The organism is Phormidium pseudopriestleyi FRX01, assembly GCF_017313335.1.
Classification (GTDB): Bacteria; Cyanobacteriota; Cyanobacteriia; order Cyanobacteriales; family Laspinemataceae; genus Laspinema; species Laspinema pseudopriestleyi.
Genome location: NZ_JAFLQW010000064.1, coordinates 1 through 21,374, shown reverse-complemented (window position 1 = coordinate 21,374; position 21,374 = coordinate 1). Strand labels below are relative to the sequence as shown.

Here is a 21,374-nt window from a genome sequence, read left to right as displayed (position 1 = left end):
CCCATTTCCCTGAAGCAAATGAACAGCCGGGTACTTTTCTTTTACGACTTCAGATGTGTTATCAGTGCTCCCATCATCGACCAAATAAACGCTTAGTATCACGTTCGGAGGTAGTTTTTGATTAAAAAGTGCAGCTAGACTCGCCAAGGTTTTTTCCCGACGGTTATAGCAAGTCATAATCACTGCGATGGTTTGAGGGTTCATGACAGTTGTCCTTAACTGAGGCTTAATAAGTGGCGATCGCGACGGATACTGTTGAAATGTTCGTATTTTTCATCGGCATCCCCAGAACCAATTTCTGAGGGATATGCCCTTGAATCCTACTAATAACGGATGTTCGTCTCCGGCGCTACTGTCTAAATCGTTTGGAGAACTTAAAATCACCGGTTGGAATACTTCAATAATAAGGGTGATTCACCAATTTCTATCTGATTTCCCGATAGTAACTGCTGATCACCCGCCAGATTCCACACCTGATTCACCCCCCACTCTTCCGGCACTCGAAAGCGCAACTGGCGATCGGGATTCCAAACAATCCAAGCTGTCTCGCCGCGATCGCGCTCCAACGAGCAAATCCAGGTTTTATCCGACAGTGATTCGCAGGACCTCATATGCGCCCCTACCAGCCATTTTTGCACTTCAGCATAGGCAACCCCAGCCGGTGTCAGGGTTTCCTGATCCGAGTGGGTTAAGTGGATCTTTACTCCCGAACTCGAATCCCAATCATACCAGTACAGACGCTGCACACCAGCTGCCCAATTCAAAACGTAAGAGCGGGCAACATAAGCAGCTGCTTTGTCCTCAGAAGAAAAAGCTTGATCGCCTAACCAACCAGACTCCGTATTCCAAAGTGGCTTATGATTCTGTCCGTACTTCGCCATCACCGCTTGCACTTTTTGAATCAACGGCATCATGTTTTCGGGAGGCCCGGGCATCACATAAAAATGATACCCAATGACATCCGCATAGTCCCCTCCCCCTTGACGCAGAAATTCCTCCAGCCACTCAACCCCGGGAGAACTACCCCAGTCCCCCGTTGCCGATGGAGAAACTACCGTTATTGTTGGATCGACTTCCTTGAGAATTTGGTAAGCTTCTCGGGATAGCTCCAACATTTCTGCTATCGTACCCGTGTAGAAACGCTTGTAACCATTGGGTTCGTTCCATAGCTCGTAGTAGTGGATCCTTCCCTTGTAGCGTGTCGCTACGGTGCGAACGTAGTTGCGCCAGTCCTCTATATTTTGGGGAGGAGCTGCTTTACCTGGGCCATAAGCCGATGGCTCCTCGGGGCGTTGTGAAGCCCACCTTGGGGAAAAGCCAAGGTACATCAAGGGTTCTACCTGATGTGTTTCCGCTAACTCCAACGATTTGTCCAAAATTTCAAAATTCCATTCACCTTTCTGGCGTTCTAAGGCAAACCACTCCACATAAGCCGCCACCAAGCGCCAAGTCGGGATGGGAACAGAAGGCCAAGGGGTTAGTTGAGTAATCGGTGGATCTGTGCGATATGTCGGGGTAGTGGCCACATGATGCAGGTGCATCCCAAACAGGGTCGCAGGAATCTCGGTCTCCGGTTGCCCCAAATTGACCCCCCCCTCTACTGAAATGCTATTGAAACCTACCACCATTCCAGTGGCTAAACAGAGGAACAGTAGAAACGTAAGGACCGGGCGCTGAATTCGATTCAAAAGCATTTTCCCTAGGTTAATAATCTGTGGTCATTAAATAAAGATGACGGCGATCGCGACTACTTGAAAGGTCCCAAGTTTTTTGATCGGACTTAAGCCGGAGCGGTCGTCTTGTGATTGCCCATCTTTGATAGATCCTTATAGGATGATTTGATCGCAATTAACGATTTTTCCAATCCCAAGGATTTTTCGACCAGAATTTTACCCTCGGGGAAAAGTTCTTCCATCTGTTTTTTCTTTAATAACTGTAGCTCCGCTAACAAGTTGTCACAATAGTCTTGATTAGGACGAGTTAGTAACCCCCATACGGTAAAATTTCGGAGTAAGGGTCGCTGGGCTTTTTTCGGAAGCCAATGGATGAAAGGAGTTAGCAAGTGCGGCTCTACAGGGAAAGATTGACTGGGAGTTTGTATAAAATATTGATGGGATATTCTTTTAATTTCCTTGGCAAAATCTACTTGAGATTCCCAGCTCCCTACGTGTTCGATAACGGAATTCGAGAAAGCAATGTCAAATGATAAATCGTCAAACGGTAGTTTTTTTCCATCAGCTACCACCCAATCGATATTTTCAGGCAACTCACGGTTACTAGGATACAGATTCACAATGGTAATCTTGGGTAAAGAGTAGCCTTCCTTTTTGGCTAACTCCCAGAAAAACAGATCTCCTCCTATATCTAATAATTTGCTTTGTTCAGTAATTTGAAAAAAACTATAAAATTTTTTTAGCCTTTTTTTCCGGAAATAAGTTAAAATTGGACGATAGATTTGATGAATATTCATGGGTTATGCTCCAATTCAATGTTCTGATTCTTTTCCCATCAACTCTGCTAAAACCAGCATTATTTTTTTTAAGTCATCTTTTTGGTGGGATTAAATGATGATTGATTTAGATAAATACAGAAGACCTAGCATCAATATTAATTTAATAATTTTAGCCGGAACCCACTATTTTGTCAAGAGAGTATGCACGCAGTCTTTATACTCAAAAATTGCTGATTTTGAGGAGCTACAGTAAACCCTGAATATGAGATAACCGAAGAAGCCAGAATCTCGTATTCTGGTTAAGGGACAAGGCGAGCGGATTCAAGACCCCATTAGAAAACCGATTGAATCGCTTTGAGGATGTTATCGGCCACGAAATCTGGAGTTAAGTATTGGATGCGATCGCGGGCTTTAGTCCTCATGCGTTCCAACTGTGCAAGGGGCATTGACAGCGATCGGTCCAGTGCCGAGTACATTTCCTCCGGTTCATCCGGACGAAACTGCCAACCCGTTTCCCCATCCACCACTAATTCTTCTACAGATTGGCTGTAGGAACTCCCCAATACCGGCAACCCCGCTGCCATCGCCTCATTTGCCACCAAACCCCACTCATCGGCTAAAGTCGGAAAGGCAAAAATCCCCCCCTGTGCGTAAACCTCCGGCAGCTTTCCGTACTCCACATTCCCCAAAAATCGCAGTCTTAAATTAGACGAATACACTTGTTGCTCCAAGCTGCTCCTCAATGGCCCGTCTCCCACCAGCCAAAATTCTAAGGTCCTTTCTGGATGCGCCTTTGCCCAGCGTTCCAGGGTAGACAAAAAGGGTTCGATCCCCTTACGCTCTACCAACTGCCCCACATACAACAGTCGGTAGGCATCCAACGGCGTTCTGGAAAGGGGAACGGCGAGAAAGGGGTCAATATTCGTCGTGTACGGGGCGAAAAAAATGCTCGGGTCACCGACTCCAAACTGGCGGACATAGCGCGCCCCACTTTGTCCATTCACCAGCAGCGCATCCGCCTGGGGAACTAGAGCCCGCCGCAATTGTTCTCGCAACTTTCCCCGACCCAGTTCGCTATACTCAGACACCGTGGCCCACAGAATCATCCGGCTATTGGGATTTAACTTACGATACAGCAGGGCTTGAGCGGTTCTCATCCCCATTTCTCCTGAAATGACCACATCGGGACGGTACTGCCGCAAGGACCAAAGGGTATCGTAGGGAATGTGAACGTACAAATTTTCAGAGAACCCATGTGGATGCTTCCAACTCCGCTGGAGGGTCAAGTTTTTTTGTATGGTAACGTTCAATCCATCCCAGTTAGGGGTCCAACTGCGATTGGCTTCCATCGGGGTGCTGATGAATACTTGAAAGTCCGGAATGCGATCGGCGATCGCCTTGTAAAGCGGCAACCGATACGGTGGAATAAAGTTTGTTAACAAAGCCACTCGTCTAAGCATCGATTTGACTCCCCATGTTTCCCCCTACTCTCGAAACCCTTTTCTACTGTCTTGACCACTCTGAAGATCTGTAACCTATATGGATCAGGTCTATTTCTATTCTCAATAGATTTTTGGGCCTTTAAAACCTGAAGTATTAACTCCATCAGCATTATGACCTTAAACCCCTCAGAAAAAATTTGGGGACCTTATTCAGGTGATTTTTAATAAAGGTTAGATGAGGGCCTTCGATAGAGGCTCAAACGTCCTAAAGTCGTTAATACCCTATCTAACCTGCGGAATGTAGGCTCCAACCCAAGCGAGTTTGGGCACAAATCCTGCAAGGAACGCTATAGATCCGGAATGGCGAGATGTTCCTGAATCGGTTGAGGGAAACAACCGCTCTGAATTAGGTATTGATTTGACTGCCCATTTTCCCCCCACGGATAGCCGCGAACAGCAATCGGATATAGGGCAACCCCCAATAAAATAGCCAGAACGGCCCCGCATGACGTTGGGCAAAAACTTTCCACTCTCTCGGCGGTAAACCTTTTGCTTGGGTTGCTTTTTTAAAGCGATCGCGCCATGTCAGGTGTGGATTCTCCCAATAGTCTTCCTGTTGCGCATGGGTGGCGCAGGTGCCGATATAGTCGGGGACCAACCAGACTGCTCCTCCAACTTGTCTCACCCGTAGTCCATAGTCCAGATCTCCGGTACTGTGGATGAAATTGGGATCTAGGTTGCCCCCCTAACCGTGCCACTTTTTGCGGGATCAGCACACAGTTACCGTTCATTGTATGGCAAGGTTGAGGGTCTTGAGTGGGTTGGAGCAACTGAAATTTCAGGGGATGCCACCAGCTACTTTGCACCATCCCACCATAGGTCAACTTTCCGGTTTCCGGGTCACAGGTAGCACCAACAACTATGCTTTCCCCTTCGCCGCGATCGCTTAAACTCTGGTAGGTGGAGAGCAATTTTGCCACCGCATTGGGGTAAAGATCCGTATCGTCATTAAACCAAAGATAGTAGTCGGGATACGCTTTGAGCGCTTCCCCAAAGGCGACACGCATCCCGCCATTCCAAAATAAGCTGCCATCCCCCGAGATCATCTTGACTTGAGGATAAGTTTGTAAAACCGCCTCGGTCGTGCCGTCAATGCTGCCATCATCTACGAGGTAAACATCAAGCTGCACATCATCGGAGAGTTTTTGCTTGAACAGCGCGTCCAGACTTGCCAAAGTTTTATCCTTGCGGTTGTGACAAGTGGCGATCGCTGCTATAGTCTTTCTTTCCATCTATCGGAACCTCTGGTATTGAACATACAACCACTCCTATCATCCCCTAGCTTCAGTCCCTAGAAGATTGCAAAATCTCTTCATAAAGATTCAAATAATTCCGGGCTTGCACTTTCAGGGTAAATTCTTGCTCAACTTTTTCTCGGCTTCGATGGGACAAACCTTGCCAACGTTCTTCATCCTCTAAAACCCAGCGAATTCCATTTGCTAAATCCTCAGCACTAAAACACTCAGCGCGATAGCCGTTTTTCTGATGTTCCACAATATCTTTTAACCCGGTCGAATCAAAAGACACCACTGGTGTCCCGCAAGCTAACGATTCCATCGCCGTTTTTCCGAACGCTTCTTGCAGTGAAGGCACGATCATCACGTCAGCCGCTGCATAAAGGATCGCCAACGAGATGTCATCGTTCAGCCATCCCATATAAGTTACGTTCATCCCTAAATCGGGAGGATTTTTGGGTTTTGAGGCCCCGAAAACCACCAATTCGATGTTTTCGCTCAGACCGCTAAGTGCCAGTTTATTCAGGGCGGGTACTAAATATTGAAATCCCTTTCTCTTTTCTGAAGTAGCATTAACTGCCCCAAACAAAACAATTTTTTTCTCCGGATTTAAGCCGAGTATATCCCTGACGATTTTTTTCGGCATAGGCTTATATTTTGATTCATCCAACGCATTATGAATGACTTGGATTTTTTTGTTCTTGAGAATGCTGCTTTCTTTCGCACAATCTGCCAACCAATGACTAATTGTCACAACTGTAAAATTGAGTTCGTGCCACGCTTTAAACTTTCTTTTCCAAAATTTCTGAGAAATATCGTCCGGTTTATTAGATTTTAAAGCAGGACAAGCGCCACAGTGAGTTAGGTAGTTTTCACAATTTTCTGTATAATGACACCCCCCAGTAAATGCCCACATATCCCGCAATGTCCAGACAATTGGTTTGTTAAATTTGGCTAAACTTTCGGGTGTTAAAAAAGCCAAGCCTAACCAGTGTAGGTTAATAATATCGGGATCAATATTATTAACTTGTTCATGGGTATTATTAGGGAGCCAAGACAGAGAGAATAGAGGCTCTCTGTCTGGATAAAAAGACAGCGGAAAACTATCGATTTTGCAGCGCAGTTCTTGCAATCCTTTCCTGACTTTTCCTGATGGACCGACGACAGCGGGATCGTGACTATCTTTAGAAGCCACCAGCATTTGGGATTCCACCCCCGCTTGTTGCAGGGCATTGTGCAACCAATAGGCCCCTCTAGCGGCACCGCCTTCTATGTCGGATTGACTTAAATGTAAAATTTTCATAGTTTTGCTCCGATCTCTGCCCACATTTTTTCCGACTCGGCTTTCACCGTTTCGTTTACCTGCTCCAATTTAGAGCGAATCGCCGCTCGCTCCCCAGGATTTAGAAGTGTATCGAGACGCTCCATAATTTTAGGACCCGGTGCTAGAAAGGAATATTCAGCTACTCCATAATTGTCAAACAACATCGTGTATTTATGAGACCATCCCAAGGCGATTGAGGGGACATTTGACGATAAAGCAGAGGCTAGGGAATGGAAGCGTGACCCGATCACAAACTGGCTCTGAGAGATAGCTTCTTTCAGTTTTAGCGCATCTTCTTCAGTTACAATTTTTACGTGATCGCTATCATTTTTTTCCACAAGTTTTTGGGCGAGATCTGAATCTATCTTTCCCGTATCATGGATCAGGACCTTCACTTCCAAATCCGTCTGGCTACATATTTTTGCGATCGCCTCATTCAGCAGTTTTTCGTATTCCATTGCCCACTCTTCTGCTCCTTGATCTAAAATCCGGCCATTCGGAATCGCACAGCAATAGTTCCCTAGCTCCTTACTTTTTCCCCCATAGGTTAAAGTAATATCCGGAGCAATTTTAATCTTATCTGGGTCATTCACTAGACAACTAACATACTCGTAAGAGACCCGGTCGCGGGGAAACACCAAATCCGCTTTCTGCAATACCTCTGTCATATATTTTTTCATGCCTTCCCCTTCAAATGGGCCAAATGCTTGTGGCATCAAAATATATTTAGTATTATTTTTAAGCGCCCCCTCTAAAAAAGTATTAAGATTTTTTACGGGACTCACCCCCCATTGATCTGAAAATGCAAAACCGGAAATGTCAAAAATTACGTCTACATTTTCCCATTTTATTGTCCCATTGGGATCGTTCCGGAGAAATCGCAGAACCTTCCCAAACTTGAAGTAACGCTCAAACGTTTTACCCGCGCCCACATGAAACAGGGGATAGTCTAAAATTTCTACCCCCAAGCTATCTATTTGCTCCTTTGTTCCAATCGTCGGACTGACACAAATCCGGCTATCTGGATATCGCTGCTTTAGAGATTTGATCGCACTCAGCAACATTAACTGAGCGCCTTTGTTATAGAAGTTAGCCCCAACAATCAGAAAGTTCATATCTCTCCTTATTTGACAACTATTTACCCGCTGTAATGACCCCAACTGACATCAAGTTCCTTTTTAGTCTAGTCAGGTGGCTGCTCCTTACATTTTTTGATTTAAACTTGACTAATTCATTTAATCAATAGGAGTTCTATTGATTCGCTGATTGATTTATTTTTTGAGAAAGTTTATTAATCCTCTTTTTGATTTTGGTTATTACCGTCGGGTTGTGCATCTTATTAAAATATAAAGTATCGGCCTCATCTTCTCTAATAAAAAATTGAGGATGAATGAGGGGAAACTGTAATTTTTCGACTTTCAGATCCCCAAAATCACCGGGGGGTGCTGTAGTATGAGTTGAAGCATCTTTTTGAAATCCGATATTTTCTACCATATTGGTATTGGGAATAATGGTATAATTTCCATTCCACAAGCATGTGAAATGCCATTGATAATCCCATGTATCCACCTCTCCACCATAGACTTTATCAAAAATTTCAGTTTTTTGGTCAGCTTCAGGTTTATTGCCGACGATTTCGAGCAGTCGATTTTGTTGTTTCAGTTCGGGCCATAAACTCATGTTGACATCGTAGTGCTGCCAAGCGCGACGCCAAGTGGCCCATCCCCAAATATGAGTGCGCCTGGAAAAATAGTAGCTTGCGTAGGGATTTTTACCAATAATGCCGAAATTGCTACCCGCGATATGCATGACTCGGGTATCCTGTCGGTATCGCTCAAGCAGTTCATCGCAGTAGGGGAAAAATTCGGGTTGAGGCAGGCAGTCATCCTCAACAATGATGGCTTCCTCAACGGTTTGGAAGACCCAATCGATCCCACTAGAAACTCGGCGCTTGCACCCTAAATTGGTTTCGGAATAATTTTTGAGAACTTCGCACTCCCAGTCTACGAGATCGATTATTGCGCGAGTGGCAGCGCATTTTTCGGCTTCCCCCGGTCTATTTTCACGAGGGCCGTCAGCAACCACGAGCAGCTGGGGCGGTTTAGCTTGGCGAATCGCCTCAAAGACTCTTGCAGTTGTATCGGGTCGATTAAAAATAATAAAAGCAACGGGAGTTTTTAATTGCAAATCAGCCATTTCAACTTTTCCTTGAGCGCAATTTCTTATAAAGTAGTTAAGATTATTCAAGAATAGCTTATTCTTTGGAAAAAATTTAAAACCTGGGGGGAACTCAGCAATCACTTACTGCTTTCTTAGGGGATTTACCTAAGTCCTACCACCTCAATCAACATTTTCAGTGAACTCAGTTCGATTTCAATATCTTCCTCAATTTTATGAGGATCGAAATTTGTTGGCGGGGTTTTTCCTTTGCCCGTTGCATAATAGTAATCTAAACCAAGATGATTACTAATTGTCCAAAAACAACCATTGACATAATTGGGGGAGAATAATTCTATAATTTTTGTCCCTGGTTTACAAAATACAACATTTGTTAGCCCACCCCCATGAGGTGCTACAATTACTTTAGCCAATGAAAATAATAAAATTTGCTCGCTCAGGGGAATAGACTCTAATTCGACCGTCTGAAATTCATGATTTTTTAAATAAGCCACTATCTCCGTTTCATTAATAACTCTTCTATGTGTTGCTTTACTTCGAGTGATATAAAGCCGTTCTGGACGAGTAGAGTCCTCTAAAAGAGTTTCATCTAAAAACTCCTTTCTCAAAAACTCACAGGTCCAAAGTGGGATCACATTTCCCGGTTTTCCGGGAATTGACGGAACCAACAAAGTTTGAGCTTTGATATGAGGATAGCGATTACTTTCTATTATTTTGCTCTCCGGAATTCCTAAGTGAATCAACGTCTCTCTTTCGAAAGGATGAGAGATTCCATTCACTAAAAATTTATCTATTTCATCAAAGCTACCAGGTCCTTTCCGCAACAAATCAAGTCGAGGTAATACGTTCAACATCCAATGAAAGTAAACTTGACCCAAAGGAGCTGATAACAGTCCTACTGTCCCATCTATTTTCTCAACTGAGGGTAATTTCCATTGGGAAAATATTGAATGGTTCTCATTCGACCGACCAATTTCTTTGGAAATATCGACTAAAACTCGATCATCCGGAGTAATGACTGTACCGCCTTCACCCCATACCCGTCCCTCTTTAATCACCACTACAAATGCATCAGGTGCTTCCCGTTGATATTGCTGCGGGAACTTCCAGTGAATCGTGTCATCCACTGTTTTAGGTTCAGAACGGTAAACCCAAGATTTTGGATATATTTCTTGGTATCTTTCTGGAATTTTATCTAGGTTTTTTTCTGATTTAATGACCCAGTCCCAGGTAGACACATAAAATCCTTTAGGAGGTCCGATTATTTCGGAACTAAGAGGCAATATTCTAAGGGGTTTACCCCAATATTTTTTCAAGGTTCTGGCAAAATTACGGAGCATCTGCCAATAAGAACGTAGCCCCGATTTAAGTCCAGCTTTATTATGCATAGTCCATTTTTTCCTTTACATTCCCGTTTTAACTAATCGATTAAACTCAGCTATCAGTTAGCTAAGGTGCGAATTCTTCTAAATTGACTTTCGACACTTCCTGGATAATGTATTCTCTTTGTCCTTCATCGAATAGCTTGGCAAATTTCTCGCCATTTGCATTTCGGATCGGCTCACCTGCCGATGCTTTCCAGGCCCACTCGTGTTCCCGGACCACCTGCTTTGCAGCTTCACCATACTCTTGAAGCATTTTTTCATCAAATTCTACCCCCATGAACTCACACAGTTTTTTCAAGACTGATTGAGTATCTTGTACGAGATTTTCGTAACGGACCAGTCTATGATTTGACTGATTTAGGTGGCGACGAGAAACTTCTACATCCTTGATCCAGGTTTGGATGCATTTGTCAATGTCCCAAGGACCACCCCAGGTTTTTTCTGGATGCTTTCGTGACGCCTCATATAGGGAGGATACGACGTCAGTCCCATTGCGTATCAAGTGGATAAACTTAGCATTTTTGACAAATTTTTCTATTGTAGCGATCTGGTGGATATGTTGAGGAGTTTTTTCCAGCCATAAGCTCTTGCCTTGCTTCTGGGTAACAGTATCGAGGACTTCGATAAATCCAGAGGCGTACTGCTGGCTAAACCACGCTTTTTGTGGCACGCATTGGTGCATTTCTTCTTCACTGATAACTCTGAGAAACTTATCGAACTGAGACTGCGCTCGGCGCGAAGCCACTCCCAACACTACACCCCAAGGCCAAGAGGCATTGAGATGTTCAAAAAAGTGGGATTCCGGGAAAGAAGCAATCTTCGTGTGTGCCGCTATCATGCTTTGCAATAACGTGGTACCCGATCTCGGACAGCCTACCAGAAAGATACGGCCTTGAATGTTTTTATCCATGATTAAACTGATTAGAAAGACAAAAACGGTTATTTATTACTTCTTTTTTTTTCGGGAGAGGATTGAACGGGCCATCTCCAAAGCTTGGCGAACTAGCTGGGGATCTATAAGCCATAGAATTAGCCCGTAAACTCCTGCGGACAGAACTATGCAAACTGCTAGTAACGCCTGCCAATTCAGCCAGTCAATCAGAAGGTATTTCGCACCGATGATGCTGACGACCATTCCCAGGGAAGCTACTAGCGGTGTAGCAAATTGGTAGAAATAGGTCGTTAGTTTGATAGAAAGCAGCCGACGAAGCATCCCCACCCGAATCGGTGCCACAAAATACCCGCTAACCACCCGACCCGCAGCTACGGCTACAATTCCCCACTGCACCGCGAGGGAAAACGCTACGACACTAGCTATGGCGTTGAGTAAATTGACCTTTAGGTTCCAGTTTGGCTTGCCCAAGGCTGTAATCGCACTGGAGACGATACCTTGGCTTAACTGCATCGGGCCAACGAATGCCAAAACTTGCATGGTGGTAACACTGGGGATCCACTGCTCTCCAAACAAGCCGAGTACCAGCTCGGGAGCTAATGCAGCCATACCAAAGCATAGGGGCAATGAAATCAGGCTGGATAGCTGGGTGGCGTTATAAAGCCCCCGTCGCATCCGTTCGGGTTCTTGTTGAAGTCTCGAAAAGGTAGGCAGCACGACTTGGTTTGTGGTGGTGTAAAGTAGCTGGGTGATCATCAGTAGCACGCGGTAGGCGATCGTATAATACCCAAGTTCTACAGCCCCAAGAAATTTTCCCACTAAAAAATCATCGGCACGCAGGACGAAGAAGGTGAGGAGCTGGGAACCCATGATACTAATTCCAAAGCTAAAGAGTTCTTTAGCGTGCCTAAGAGATACTTTCAACCCCGGTCGCCACGCACTGGCCCACCACAGAACTAGAACTCCCGCTAATGCGTTGCTCAATCGTTGCCCAACCAGACTCCAGACCCCCAATCCAAGAAGCGCCATGATGACACCAACTAGACCTCCGATAAAGGTCGCGACGAGCGATCGCATGGATAAGGCTCTGAAGGCAAATTGCCGACGAAAGAGGGTCTGCTGTACATCGCTTAAGGCTGCCAACAAAAAGCTTGGTGACATCCATTGTAGGATCGGTGTTAACTGAGGCTGATCGAACCAGTTGGCAATTGGCGCGGCAAACGCAATGGCGATTGCCATCAGAATCCCACCAATGCTCAGATTAATCCAAAATGCAGTGTCTAAATGTTCTGGCTCTAGCTCATCTCTTTGGACGAGGGCATTCGCAAATCCCTGCCCCAGAAAAAGTTCCATAAACGAGAAAAACACTCCAGCCAGGGCGACCAAACCGAATGCCTTCGGTTCTAGTAAGCGGGCCAGAACAAAGAATACCAGAAAGGAGATGACTTGAGTACCCCAATTCTGGATGGCAGACCAAAGAACTCCTTTGAGGGCCTGTTGTCGTAAGTTCATTCCAGACACAAAGTTGGTGAGGGCCTCCCCATCAAGGTTATAATAAATGATATAGCGGGGATGCGGATCTAGCAACCTTACTTCAAAACTTTTTAGATTTCTAACCCTATGGGTGGGTAACGTTTAGCAGACTTATCTATGGAAACTCAAGTAGGAGTTTCTTGTTGTTTCTTGATCGGCTTGAGACAGAGTTAGGTCTCGGTGGCCGAGGCAATTTTTCCACAGGGTTCATTCCACCCCGGTAACCATTAAATGCACCAAAAATTAAACGGGTTTTTATGGGTAAACGCAGCTTTCGGTAGAGACTGTTCACGCCAATCAGGCAACGCAACCTGACTTTCTCCCAAGGGAACCGGCTCTTCTGCTCCTCTATATTTCTTAGAGTTTTTTCATCTGTTCTCTATATTAATCTACTTGAACCACAAATTAAACCTTCACATAATTTTTTTACCTAGATCTGCCTGGAGCTGTTATGATGCCTGAAATTTTTCCTCGACCCCGAACGCCATTGCTGCTGGAGACCTCCGACCCGAACCCTACATTGAATGGAGCGCCTACCTCCATTCAATGTAGGGAAATGCAGGGTAAGTATTCCTTAGAGACTTCAATCCGTAGAACTACCGTTGTCTTGGGATCAAGACGGACTCGTTCACAGTTCTCCTTCTCCCGGTACTTCCAGGGAAGCTCCCTCTCAACCTTACCTCTGGAATGACCTTCGTCTTGGAAGAGGTGAGTAAGTAGGATCCATTCTTTCTTTTTGGTTTAATTGCTTCCTGATTGGGTCGAGGCTTGTTCCCACTGCTATGATCACGTAAAAACACCAAATTTCGGTCGGTTCAGTCAGACGGCTAATTGTCAGGTTTGGGAAAATGACATATAGAAAAAGAATCATTGGCAGAATCGAGTCAATCGCTTTGTATCCGCTATCCTTCTGAACCAGACAGCGGACTGCACCGACTAAAGTGGTGATAAAAGATAGAGCAAATATGGCAAATCCCACCCACCCGACCTCTAAGATAATCTCCATAAAGCCATTATGAGCGTGAGGTGGTGTCCAGAAGCCATCCCCTGACGGCATCCAAAGCTTCCCATCGAGGGCGTTAGCAGCTGGGTTGTCACTGCCGCGCCAAGGTTGCCAAAATCCATGAAATCCATAGCCTAACCAGGGCCGCAATGCAATCTTTTCTTTTATCAAATATTCCCAAAGCGGTGTTCGACCCGTTAAGGTTAAATCCTTGCCAAGCCCATCGACGACAATTGCTTCCAGATTTTCTGTAACAACAATCGATAAACCGATCCCGAATACTAAAAAAATTACGATGACAAACATCGCCCATCTAAAATTTAAACGATTCAGAAAGCGAGCCGCCAAGAGAATGCAGGTCAATCCTAGAAAATTCACTTTGGCTCCGGCAGATTCTGCACTGTTGAGAGCGTAGAGTGAAAATAGTGTCAACCCCACTGAGAGCCAGCGACGTTTGGGATTGCTAAATGCTTCAAACAGCCACAACGCCGAACTTAAAGCCATCAATGCCGCAAAAGGATTTGCGTGACTGTTGATCCCTTGCCAACTATTTTTGGTCGTGTTAATTCCTATAGAAGGTACGGCTAAAGCATAATAAGCACTGAGAATCGCGTTTAGAGCTAGACTCCATCGTAATATCTTATCGAGTTTTTCAAAACTATATTGTTTGCCAATATAGGCCGAAACAAGCGTAATTAATCCAAATACTAAAGCTGTTCTTAACGTATAATCGGGAGTCTCTGACCAAGAGGTGGATAGCAATAGGATTAAAACAAAGCTCCATAAAAAACTATTTTTAACTAAAGTTACGGAGGCGGCGTAAACAATATCTTTCAAATTCTTTTGAAGTTGAGGAGACAAAATAAATACCGCTGCTGCATATAAAGCGATTTGCGCAACAAGAGAAGGAATCGTTTTGTCTCTGTTATATAAAGCAGCCGGGTGAATCTTCGGAAAAATAGCCACACTGAGTCCAGGCATTTGAAACAAAAAGATAAAAACAAAAGCGTCTTCAAAAAAATTAGCGAGTTTCTTGCTCCAACTAACCGTATTAAACAACAGCAGTAGATAGATAGAACCTACAGAGAGGACGAGAAGCAAAATAACGGGATTTAGAAGCAACTGTTTCATCAGATTTTGGCGGTTTAGCACCCCCAGCCAGAGTTTCCCAGTTCCAGTATAACAGTTAGAATTAAAGATGGAAAAAAGCCCATCACATGACGACAGCAAGCAGATTAGATGGGTTTCGAGTTCCACAGGGCGCAAGTTGGTTGGATCTGTGGTGTTTTGGAAGTTGTGTCCGCTCCCCTACAGTCGGTGCGACTGCATCGGGGTTAGCATCAAATCGCAACACGCACGCCGTTGCCAGCACCCTGCAATCCCCACTCCAGCCGATTGCAAAACGATTCAAACCGATCAACCGCACGGGAGCAACTCCCCCAAAATGGGGGTATAGTGAAGTGAGGGTGCAGTACAGTTAGCGGAAAGTAGGGCAGAATTGGCAGTGGCGCAAAGTAGAGGTTCACTCAGACCTCAATTCCTTGGTAGGGATGAAGTAGCCAGGAGCCACCCAAAACTAAACCATGTCAGGTTCAGCAAAAATACCAGAATCGATAGCATCTGCGCTCGGCTTTCTAATGCAGCCAGATAAAGCAATTCTTGGTGAGGCAATTCAACGAATTTGAATGTAGGGAGGTAAGAGCGTAATGAATAGTGGCGTACAACAACAAAAAGAAAGTTTTGAAAATATCTACACCCATTCAAAAAATTGGGAACATTGGGATAGCAAAGATCCTTTAACCCGATACTTGCTTGACAGAAGACTGCAAATAGGAGTTGACCATTTGATGGAAAGGACTAACTCATCGCCAGCAGACTGGGATGTCTTAGTCCTTTGTGGAGGTGTAGGGGGTGAAGGGACGGTTTTAGCCAACATGGGATTTCGTTCAGTCACAGTGTCTGATATCTCTGAAAATGCTCTCCAGGTATGTAAGGTGAGGGACCCGCGCTTGAAAACGCAGGTGTTAAATGGCGAAAAATTAGAGGTAGCTGATGGCTCCTACGATTTAGTGCTGGTGCAGGATGGTCTGCATCACTTACCGCGTCCAGTTCTCGGACTTACTGAAATGCTGCGGGTTGCCAAAAAGGCAGCGATCGTCATTGAACCCCATGCCGGGATCGTGGCGAATTTGCTAGGAACTGTATGGGAAGACCACGGCGGTACAGTCAATTATGTTTTTCGCTGGAACGAACTCTTGCTAGAACAAGCGACGCGGAGTTATTTGTTACAATCTCCCTGTTACGTCAAAGCACTGCGATTATGGAACCATAATATCGTCATGTCCAGATTTGCCAAGAAACTCTGGAACAAGCAGGCGGGTTTACAGGCTGTAAAACTAAGTTATTTATTGTTAGATTTATTGTTCGGCAAGGTGGGCAATATGATGATTGGGGTGGTCATCAAAAATCCTTAATAACCACACAAAAAATCGGGAGAGCAATATAGCAATCCTAAATGATTTGTAACAAAACTAGCGAATCTCGATGCTTGCACTACAAAGGCTTTCAGGTTTGGATCCATGACACAACTGATATAGGATTGCTATAGATAATGGCGAGAGATTTACAGATGCAAATCATGCGCTCGGTCTGGGGGATAGTTCTATTGGCAGGGTCGGCACTGGTTGACCCCAATCCGAGTTTAGCGCAGCAACCGATCGCAGAAGACAATCCCAGAGCGCAAATCCCAAACGCTACCCCTTTACCACCATCGCCCGCTTACACTCTAGGCGGTGGAGATTTGGTCAACGTCAATATTTTAGGACTTCCGGAATACAGCGGTCAGTATCAGATTCCCGTAGACGGCAGACTCAACTTACCTCTAATTGGTACGGTGAGTGTAGAGGGGTTGACTTTAGAAGAGGCAAGTCGGGCGATCGAAGGAGCGTATCGACAAGTTCTCAGACGTCCTCAAATTGCAGTGAGTCTTGTGGCCCCTCGTCCTCTCAACATTTGGGTCTCCGGAGAAGTCAATCGTCCGGGTTCCTACTTGATGCGCCTGACCCCAGGAGCCGGGAACATTCCCGGGGTTCAATACCCCACGGTAGTGCAGGCGCTAGAACAGGCTCAGGGGGTGACACTGGCTGCTGATATTCGTCAAGTCCAAGTCCGGCGCTTTTCGAGAGCGGGTGAAGATGAAGTTTATACCCTCGATCTGTGGGCGATGCTGCGAACGGGGGATGGGGGTCAAGATATTACCTTGCGCGATGGAGATGCCATTTTCGTTCCCACTACGCCCGAAATCAACTTAGAACAAACCCGCCAACTGGCAACGACAAGCTTTTCAAGAGATACGGAACTCCCGCGCACGGTGGCGGTCGTGGGAGCTGTTGAGCGACCCGGTACCTACTCGGTACTCGGTTCGGAGACGGGAGAGGGGATCAGAGCGGCGGGTCTCCCAACGGCGACCCGGGCCATCCAACTCGCTGGGGGAATTAAACCGGATGCAAATATTCGTCAAATCCAGTTACGCCGACCTACCATCACCGGCGGCGACCAAATCCTAACTCTCAATCTATGGCAACTCTTGCAAACCGGTGATTTCACTCAAGACCCGATTCTGCAAAACGGAGATACCATTTTTATTCCCACTGCCACTGAAATTAATCCCACTGAAGCAGCGATACTAGCTAGAACCAACTTTTCTCCGGAAACGATCGACGTGAATGTAATTGGAGAGGCAGTTAACGCGGGAAGTCTCAGGCTACCACCGAACACGCCATTAAATCAAGCTCTGCTAGCAGCGGGGGGCTTCGATCCCAACCGGGCGAATCGGGATACCGTTGAACTGTTTCGCCTCAATCCGGACGGTACGGTATCGCAACGCATCATCAACGTCAATCTCGACGCCGGAATCAACGAACAATCCAATCCGATCCTGCGCGATAATGATGTTGTGGCGATCAACCGTTCTGGTTTAGTTAAAATTGGCGATACCATCAATACGGCAACCGGGTTTAGCTCAAATGCTTCTGGATTTCTGCGAATTTTTGACTTTTTTGGACTGTTTGAGTATCTAAGACTGCCTCGGCGGCAATGAGTCCCAACAAAAAACAGGGAACTTTTGATGGGGCAGGAGTTTAAGTAAAAATCTACCATGTGCAAATTATGGATTACGATAGACATTTACAGCAGTTTTCCCCAAAGCAGACTGGCAAACCGCATCTCGGGTCATTGCCTGCACTCTACAGCGAAAGTATTGAGCAAAGTGATGAAGAAAAATTTGACGTGGCTTGGCTGTTTGCAGTTTTCCGGAGAAGAACCCCGATCATACTCTTGGTGGCGATCGCCTTGAGCGTGATGGCAGGAGCAGTCATTGTCCGAGGTTCTCGTCAAATCATTCCTATGTATAAAAGCTCTTTTAAGCTGTTAGTTGAGCCAGTAACAGCAGAAGGGCGGTTAGCTCGGCAGTATGTGATGGCTCAAGGTTCAGGGGGAGATGGTGATCTTCAACGCGCAAGAATTGAAGAAATTAGCTTGGTAGACTACCAAACTTTGATTCGTGTTCTAAGAAGTCCAAAACTGATGTTGCCAGCGATCTCAAAGCTCCAAACCGAGTATCCTAAGATCCAATATGGAGCGGTGGTTAGGAACATTGAAATGACTCGGATCACCGTAGGAAAAGGTAACAAAGAGCAAGGCACAAAAATTTTAGTCGTGAGTTACCAAGATGAAAATCCTAAAAAAGTGGAAGCCGTATTAAATCAATTAGTAGAGACTTATTTAGAATACAGCGTTGAAGAACGCCTAGCCAGTTTGCGGCAGGGTATTCGGTTTATTGAGGAGCAACTCCCCGAACTCCAGGAGAAAGTTGACACTCTCCAAGGCGATTTGCAACGGCTGCGCCAAAACTACAACTTAATGGATCCCAATCTGGCTGATAGATATCTTTCCGAACACCGTTTAATTATTCAAAGACAGCGATTAGATCTGACTGCACAGCTACAACAACAGCGAACACTGTACCAGAACCTCCAAAAGCAGTTGCTCGAAAAACATCCCGTCTCCATCCTCTCGCGAGAGGCAAAGGCTTATGAAAATTTAATCGCTCAGATTCAAAGGCTTGAAGGAGAGCTTGCCATCCAGTCAGCTATATTTTTTGATGACAGCGAACCGATCTTGATATTGCGGGAAAAACTCGACAATTTATACCTTCAATCGCGCCTAGCGGCTGAATCAATTGTAGAGCAGGTTGGTAGCGAAATCGAAGAAATCGAGGCTCGGGAGCAAACCTTCGCTGAAGCTGAAGAAACTTTAACTCAAACCCTAACAGAATTACCAGTAGTTTCGCGCCAATATACAGACCTAAACCGTGAACTTGACGTATCGACAAAAACCCTTCAGGAGTTTTTAGCTAGACGAGAAGCTTTGCGTGTGGATGCGGCTCGCAATGACGTACCTTGGGAACTGATCGATCCCCCGGTAGTTCCTCGGGATGCAAGAGGTAATCCCATCTCTATTACTGTTACTCAAACACGCCGCGAGTTAGCCGTAGCGGTCATTTTAAGCATCCTGCTGGCAGTAGGGGTTTGTTTTCTTGTGGAGGTGTTGCATACGGTTTTCCATGTCCCCAAGGAAATCCGTTTGGCTACAAAATTGCCTGTCCTGGGGGTGATTCCTTTCACCAAAGAACTCAAGAAGCTGGCCAAGCCAGTCAAAAAACTCTCTCCTGAACCTGCTTTTGTCAGTTTGGCCCGCCACACATCAGGGAATCGTTTAGGAACTGGAACTGTCTTATCGGCTGCGGGCCGTTACAACAGCTCACCGTTTGTAGAAGGTTTCCGATCTCTACACACGAATATCCGTTTGCTCAGTTCTAACTCCCCTATCCATTCCTTGGTGATAGGTTCGGCAGAAGCAGGAGATGGCAAGTCTACTGTTGCTTTACATCTGGCCGAAGCAGCAGCGGCGATCGGTCAACGAGTGTTGCTGGTGGATGCAGATCTTCGATTTCCTCACCTCCATACCCGACTAGACCTCCCCAATTTTCAGGGACTCACCGATGCGATTTCCACTGATATCAGTCTCAATGATCTGATTCAGCGACCATCGGGACAGAACAATCTGTTTGTGTTGACCTCTGGGTCAGTGCCTGATGACCCGATTAAGCTCCTCTCTTCTAAAAAAATGCACGCGCTCATGGAGCAATTTCAAGACTTTTTTGACTTGGTTATCTACGACACCCCACCGATTGTGGGTCTTGCAGATGGCAGCATCCTTGCTGATCAAACTGATGGTCTAATCTTGGTGGTGGGACTGGCTAAGACTGATCGAGCTTCGATCTCCAAAGCTCTCGAAGAATTAAAAATTTCTGGCGCTCCAGTTTTGGGTGTGGTTGCCAATAACCTTAAACGCGCCTCTTCTTAAATACACCTAACCTAATAAATGCCGCTCACAATTATGAGCGGCATTTATTAGGTTAAGGTCATTTCTCTATTCACAGTAGGTTGCTATGGCCAAGGTCATTGCTGAACCTGTTATATCATCCAGACTGCTACCTAACACCCGGGACTAGATTTACGACGACGAGACAAGGCCATTGCGCCTGATACGATTCCTAAACCTATCACGGTCGCCGGTTCCGGTACGGATACTTTCGCCACTCTCGCTGAGACTATAAAGTCATCGTAGTCATTATCTCCGCCGATCCCGTTATCCTCAAAAAATAACGTTAGACCCGATAACAAATTACCCTCAAACAAGACGCGATCGCGACCATTGAGCGTTCTCCCATTTAGACTCTCGTCATAGTTATTGTTAGTAAGGGTTATCGGGGTGTTCCATCGCTCAGGATTTAGCAAGCTAGTCGAATAGACCGTCTTTGTGTGAGTTCCACGAGTCCCCTGGGTATTTTTTTCGTAGCTTTTTAGAAAAAAGCTATACGCTGTCTCCTGATTAAAGGTGAAACTGGTAAAACTATCCTCTGGTAAGACTGCTTTTATAGTGCCTACAGTCCCCCGGTTATCATTTGTTATGCCGCTGCCAGGATCCACATTCCGAGTTTCAGAAATCAGAAACGTTTCTAATCCAGTAGATAGATCTACAACCCCAAGATCGGCGAACCACCATCCGTTGGATTGTAGAAACTCAAAGTCAACGGTCGTATCGGTATCGAACAGGATCCCACTGTTGCCGAAGGTAAAAGCGGCGGCGGGTGCTGCTGAGACTAGGCCCAGAAGCGTGGTTGCTGTTGCTACATATAGAAAGTTGTGTTGGAAGTTCATTGTTTTTGCCCTCAGTTGTTCTTACGATGCTCTACCCTTGATGTCTTAACCCGTTAGGGTTCTTTAAGTAAGTATTGTTATTTGAATGATGGCTTGCCCCTTGCCCCAGTGGGATGGCAGGCAAGTAAGATAGCTTTTTTTCTTTCCTACTTTCTATTAAGCCATGAAATCTTTGCTCCTTCTATGATCGAGATCACAGCTTTAATAACTCTTTAAATTCCCGCTTTAACTAGGTGGAATTACGGAGTAATTAAAGGGGGATAATTTACTTTCATAGAAAAGAAATAAAATCCCAGGATAAATTTATTTGTTGGACCTGTTCGCGAAGCGTTTGCGAAGCAGAATATCCTCACCTCACCTAAAGGGCCATTTGATTTCTAAACGTTGCAGAGAGCCTAGCTACCTCACCCGAATCAGAATGCTGATCTTTATCTTGATCGGCAAGTGGGCAGAATTTTGACGATTGAGGCATTTTCTGCCCTGGTTTCCCTAAGCTGTCAATTGGGGACATGGGAGAAAATACGGAGACCGATCGCCCGATCGCCACTTCATCCCCACCTCTATTCTCCCCCAGTTCCCCCTTTCTT

Annotated in this window: 17 protein-coding genes; 4 read left to right on the top strand and 13 right to left on the bottom strand. The window is 45.6% G+C overall.

Annotation, left to right across the window (positions count from 1 at the left end; translation table 11 throughout):
- The 12 genes from J0895_RS02755 to J0895_RS02700 form a co-directional block, all read right to left on the bottom strand.
- Positions 1-204: glycosyltransferase family 2 protein (locus J0895_RS02755; RefSeq protein ID WP_207086607.1), on the bottom strand; the 204-nt coding region annotated here is incomplete at its 3' end.
- 176 nt (positions 205-380) lie between these two features.
- Positions 381-1,688: a GH39 family glycosyl hydrolase gene (locus tag J0895_RS02750; protein WP_207086606.1), complete on the bottom strand. Its 1,308-nt coding sequence runs from the start codon at positions 1,686-1,688 to the stop codon at positions 381-383.
- A 92-nt stretch (positions 1,689-1,780) separates the two neighbouring features.
- Positions 1,781-2,470: a methyltransferase domain-containing protein gene (locus J0895_RS02745; RefSeq protein WP_207086605.1), complete on the bottom strand. Its 690-nt coding sequence runs from the start codon at positions 2,468-2,470 to the stop codon at positions 1,781-1,783.
- Between the two features lie 314 nt (positions 2,471-2,784).
- Complete coding sequence (locus J0895_RS02740) at positions 2,785-3,900, bottom strand: glycosyltransferase (RefSeq protein ID WP_207086604.1); 1,116 nt, start codon at positions 3,898-3,900, stop codon at positions 2,785-2,787.
- Between the two features lie 560 nt (positions 3,901-4,460).
- Positions 4,461-5,186, bottom strand: coding sequence for a glycosyltransferase family 2 protein (locus tag J0895_RS02735; protein WP_340643434.1), 726 nt, complete (start codon positions 5,184-5,186; stop codon positions 4,461-4,463).
- Positions 5,187-5,238: 52 nt separating this feature from the next.
- Entirely contained in the window at positions 5,239-6,492 is a 1,254-nt protein-coding gene (locus J0895_RS02730; RefSeq protein ID WP_207086603.1) for a glycosyltransferase family 4 protein, read from the bottom strand.
- Positions 6,489-7,628: a polysaccharide pyruvyl transferase family protein gene (locus J0895_RS02725; protein ID WP_207086602.1), complete on the bottom strand. Its 1,140-nt coding sequence runs from the start codon at positions 7,626-7,628 to the stop codon at positions 6,489-6,491. Before J0895_RS02725 ends, J0895_RS02730 begins: the two co-directional genes overlap by 4 nt.
- A gap of 136 nt (positions 7,629-7,764) precedes the next feature.
- Entirely contained in the window at positions 7,765-8,709 is a 945-nt protein-coding gene (locus J0895_RS02720) for a glycosyltransferase family 2 protein (protein WP_207086601.1), read from the bottom strand.
- A 125-nt stretch (positions 8,710-8,834) separates the two neighbouring features.
- Entirely contained in the window at positions 8,835-10,079 is a 1,245-nt protein-coding gene (locus J0895_RS02715) for a glycosyltransferase family 61 protein (protein ID WP_207086600.1), read from the bottom strand.
- 61 nt (positions 10,080-10,140) lie between these two features.
- Positions 10,141-10,986: a sulfotransferase family protein gene (locus J0895_RS02710; RefSeq protein WP_207086599.1), complete on the bottom strand. Its 846-nt coding sequence runs from the start codon at positions 10,984-10,986 to the stop codon at positions 10,141-10,143.
- Between the two features lie 36 nt (positions 10,987-11,022).
- Complete coding sequence (locus tag J0895_RS02705; protein WP_207086598.1) at positions 11,023-12,480, bottom strand: lipopolysaccharide biosynthesis protein; 1,458 nt, start codon at positions 12,478-12,480, stop codon at positions 11,023-11,025.
- A gap of 697 nt (positions 12,481-13,177) precedes the next feature.
- On the bottom strand, positions 13,178-14,635 hold the full coding sequence (locus J0895_RS02700) for an O-antigen ligase family protein (RefSeq protein ID WP_207086597.1): 1,458 nt from the start codon (positions 14,633-14,635) through the stop codon (positions 13,178-13,180).
- Positions 14,636-14,721: 86 nt separating this feature from the next.
- Here J0895_RS02700 and J0895_RS02695 point away from each other — a divergent pair, with 86 nt between their 5' ends.
- From J0895_RS02695 to J0895_RS02680, 4 genes are all read left to right on the top strand, one after another.
- Positions 14,722-14,985, top strand: coding sequence for a hypothetical protein (locus J0895_RS02695; protein ID WP_207086596.1), 264 nt, complete (start codon positions 14,722-14,724; stop codon positions 14,983-14,985).
- Between the two features lie 225 nt (positions 14,986-15,210).
- Positions 15,211-15,978, top strand: coding sequence for a class I SAM-dependent methyltransferase (locus J0895_RS02690; protein ID WP_207086595.1), 768 nt, complete (start codon positions 15,211-15,213; stop codon positions 15,976-15,978).
- Positions 15,979-16,142: 164 nt separating this feature from the next.
- A complete protein-coding gene (locus J0895_RS02685; protein ID WP_207086594.1) occupies positions 16,143-17,603 on the top strand; it encodes a polysaccharide biosynthesis/export family protein in 1,461 nt (486 codons plus the stop codon).
- A gap of 68 nt (positions 17,604-17,671) precedes the next feature.
- The gene (locus tag J0895_RS02680) at positions 17,672-19,930 is read left to right on the top strand and encodes a GumC family protein (protein ID WP_207086593.1); all 2,259 of its coding nucleotides are present in this window, start codon (positions 17,672-17,674) and stop codon (positions 19,928-19,930) included.
- 131 nt (positions 19,931-20,061) lie between these two features.
- Here the strand turns inward: J0895_RS02680 and J0895_RS02675 are convergent, their stop codons facing one another.
- On the bottom strand, positions 20,062-20,787 hold the full coding sequence (locus J0895_RS02675) for a PEP-CTERM sorting domain-containing protein (RefSeq protein ID WP_207086592.1): 726 nt from the start codon (positions 20,785-20,787) through the stop codon (positions 20,062-20,064).
- Positions 20,788-21,374: the final 587 nt, after the last annotated feature.

Excerpts from the sequence above, each read along its gene's own strand:
- J0895_RS02675 (WP_207086592.1), bottom strand. The coding sequence starts at position 20,787 with ATGAACTTCCAACACAACTTTCTATATGTAGCAACAGCAACCACGCTT.
- J0895_RS02690 (WP_207086595.1), top strand. The coding sequence starts at position 15,211 with ATGAATAGTGGCGTACAACAACAAAAAGAAAGTTTTGAAAATATCTAC.
- J0895_RS02745 (WP_207086605.1), bottom strand. The coding sequence starts at position 2,470 with ATGAATATTCATCAAATCTATCGTCCAATTTTAACTTATTTCCGGAAA.
- J0895_RS02705 (WP_207086598.1), bottom strand. The coding sequence starts at position 12,480 with ATGAACTTACGACAACAGGCCCTCAAAGGAGTTCTTTGGTCTGCCATC.
- J0895_RS02725 (WP_207086602.1), bottom strand. The coding sequence starts at position 7,628 with ATGAACTTTCTGATTGTTGGGGCTAACTTCTATAACAAAGGCGCTCAG.
- J0895_RS02700 (WP_207086597.1), bottom strand. The coding sequence starts at position 14,635 with ATGAAACAGTTGCTTCTAAATCCCGTTATTTTGCTTCTCGTCCTCTCT.
- J0895_RS02680 (WP_207086593.1), top strand. The coding sequence starts at position 17,672 with ATGGATTACGATAGACATTTACAGCAGTTTTCCCCAAAGCAGACTGGC.
- J0895_RS02720 (WP_207086601.1), bottom strand. The coding sequence starts at position 8,709 with ATGGCTGATTTGCAATTAAAAACTCCCGTTGCTTTTATTATTTTTAAT.
- J0895_RS02730 (WP_207086603.1), bottom strand. The coding sequence starts at position 6,492 with ATGAAAATTTTACATTTAAGTCAATCCGACATAGAAGGCGGTGCCGCT.
- J0895_RS02710 (WP_207086599.1), bottom strand. The coding sequence starts at position 10,986 with ATGGATAAAAACATTCAAGGCCGTATCTTTCTGGTAGGCTGTCCGAGA.
- J0895_RS02735 (WP_340643434.1), bottom strand. The coding sequence starts at position 5,186 with ATGGAAAGAAAGACTATAGCAGCGATCGCCACTTGTCACAACCGCAAG.
- J0895_RS02685 (WP_207086594.1), top strand. The coding sequence starts at position 16,143 with ATGCGCTCGGTCTGGGGGATAGTTCTATTGGCAGGGTCGGCACTGGTT.
- J0895_RS02695 (WP_207086596.1), top strand. The coding sequence starts at position 14,722 with ATGACGACAGCAAGCAGATTAGATGGGTTTCGAGTTCCACAGGGCGCA.
- J0895_RS02715 (WP_207086600.1), bottom strand. The coding sequence starts at position 10,079 with ATGCATAATAAAGCTGGACTTAAATCGGGGCTACGTTCTTATTGGCAG.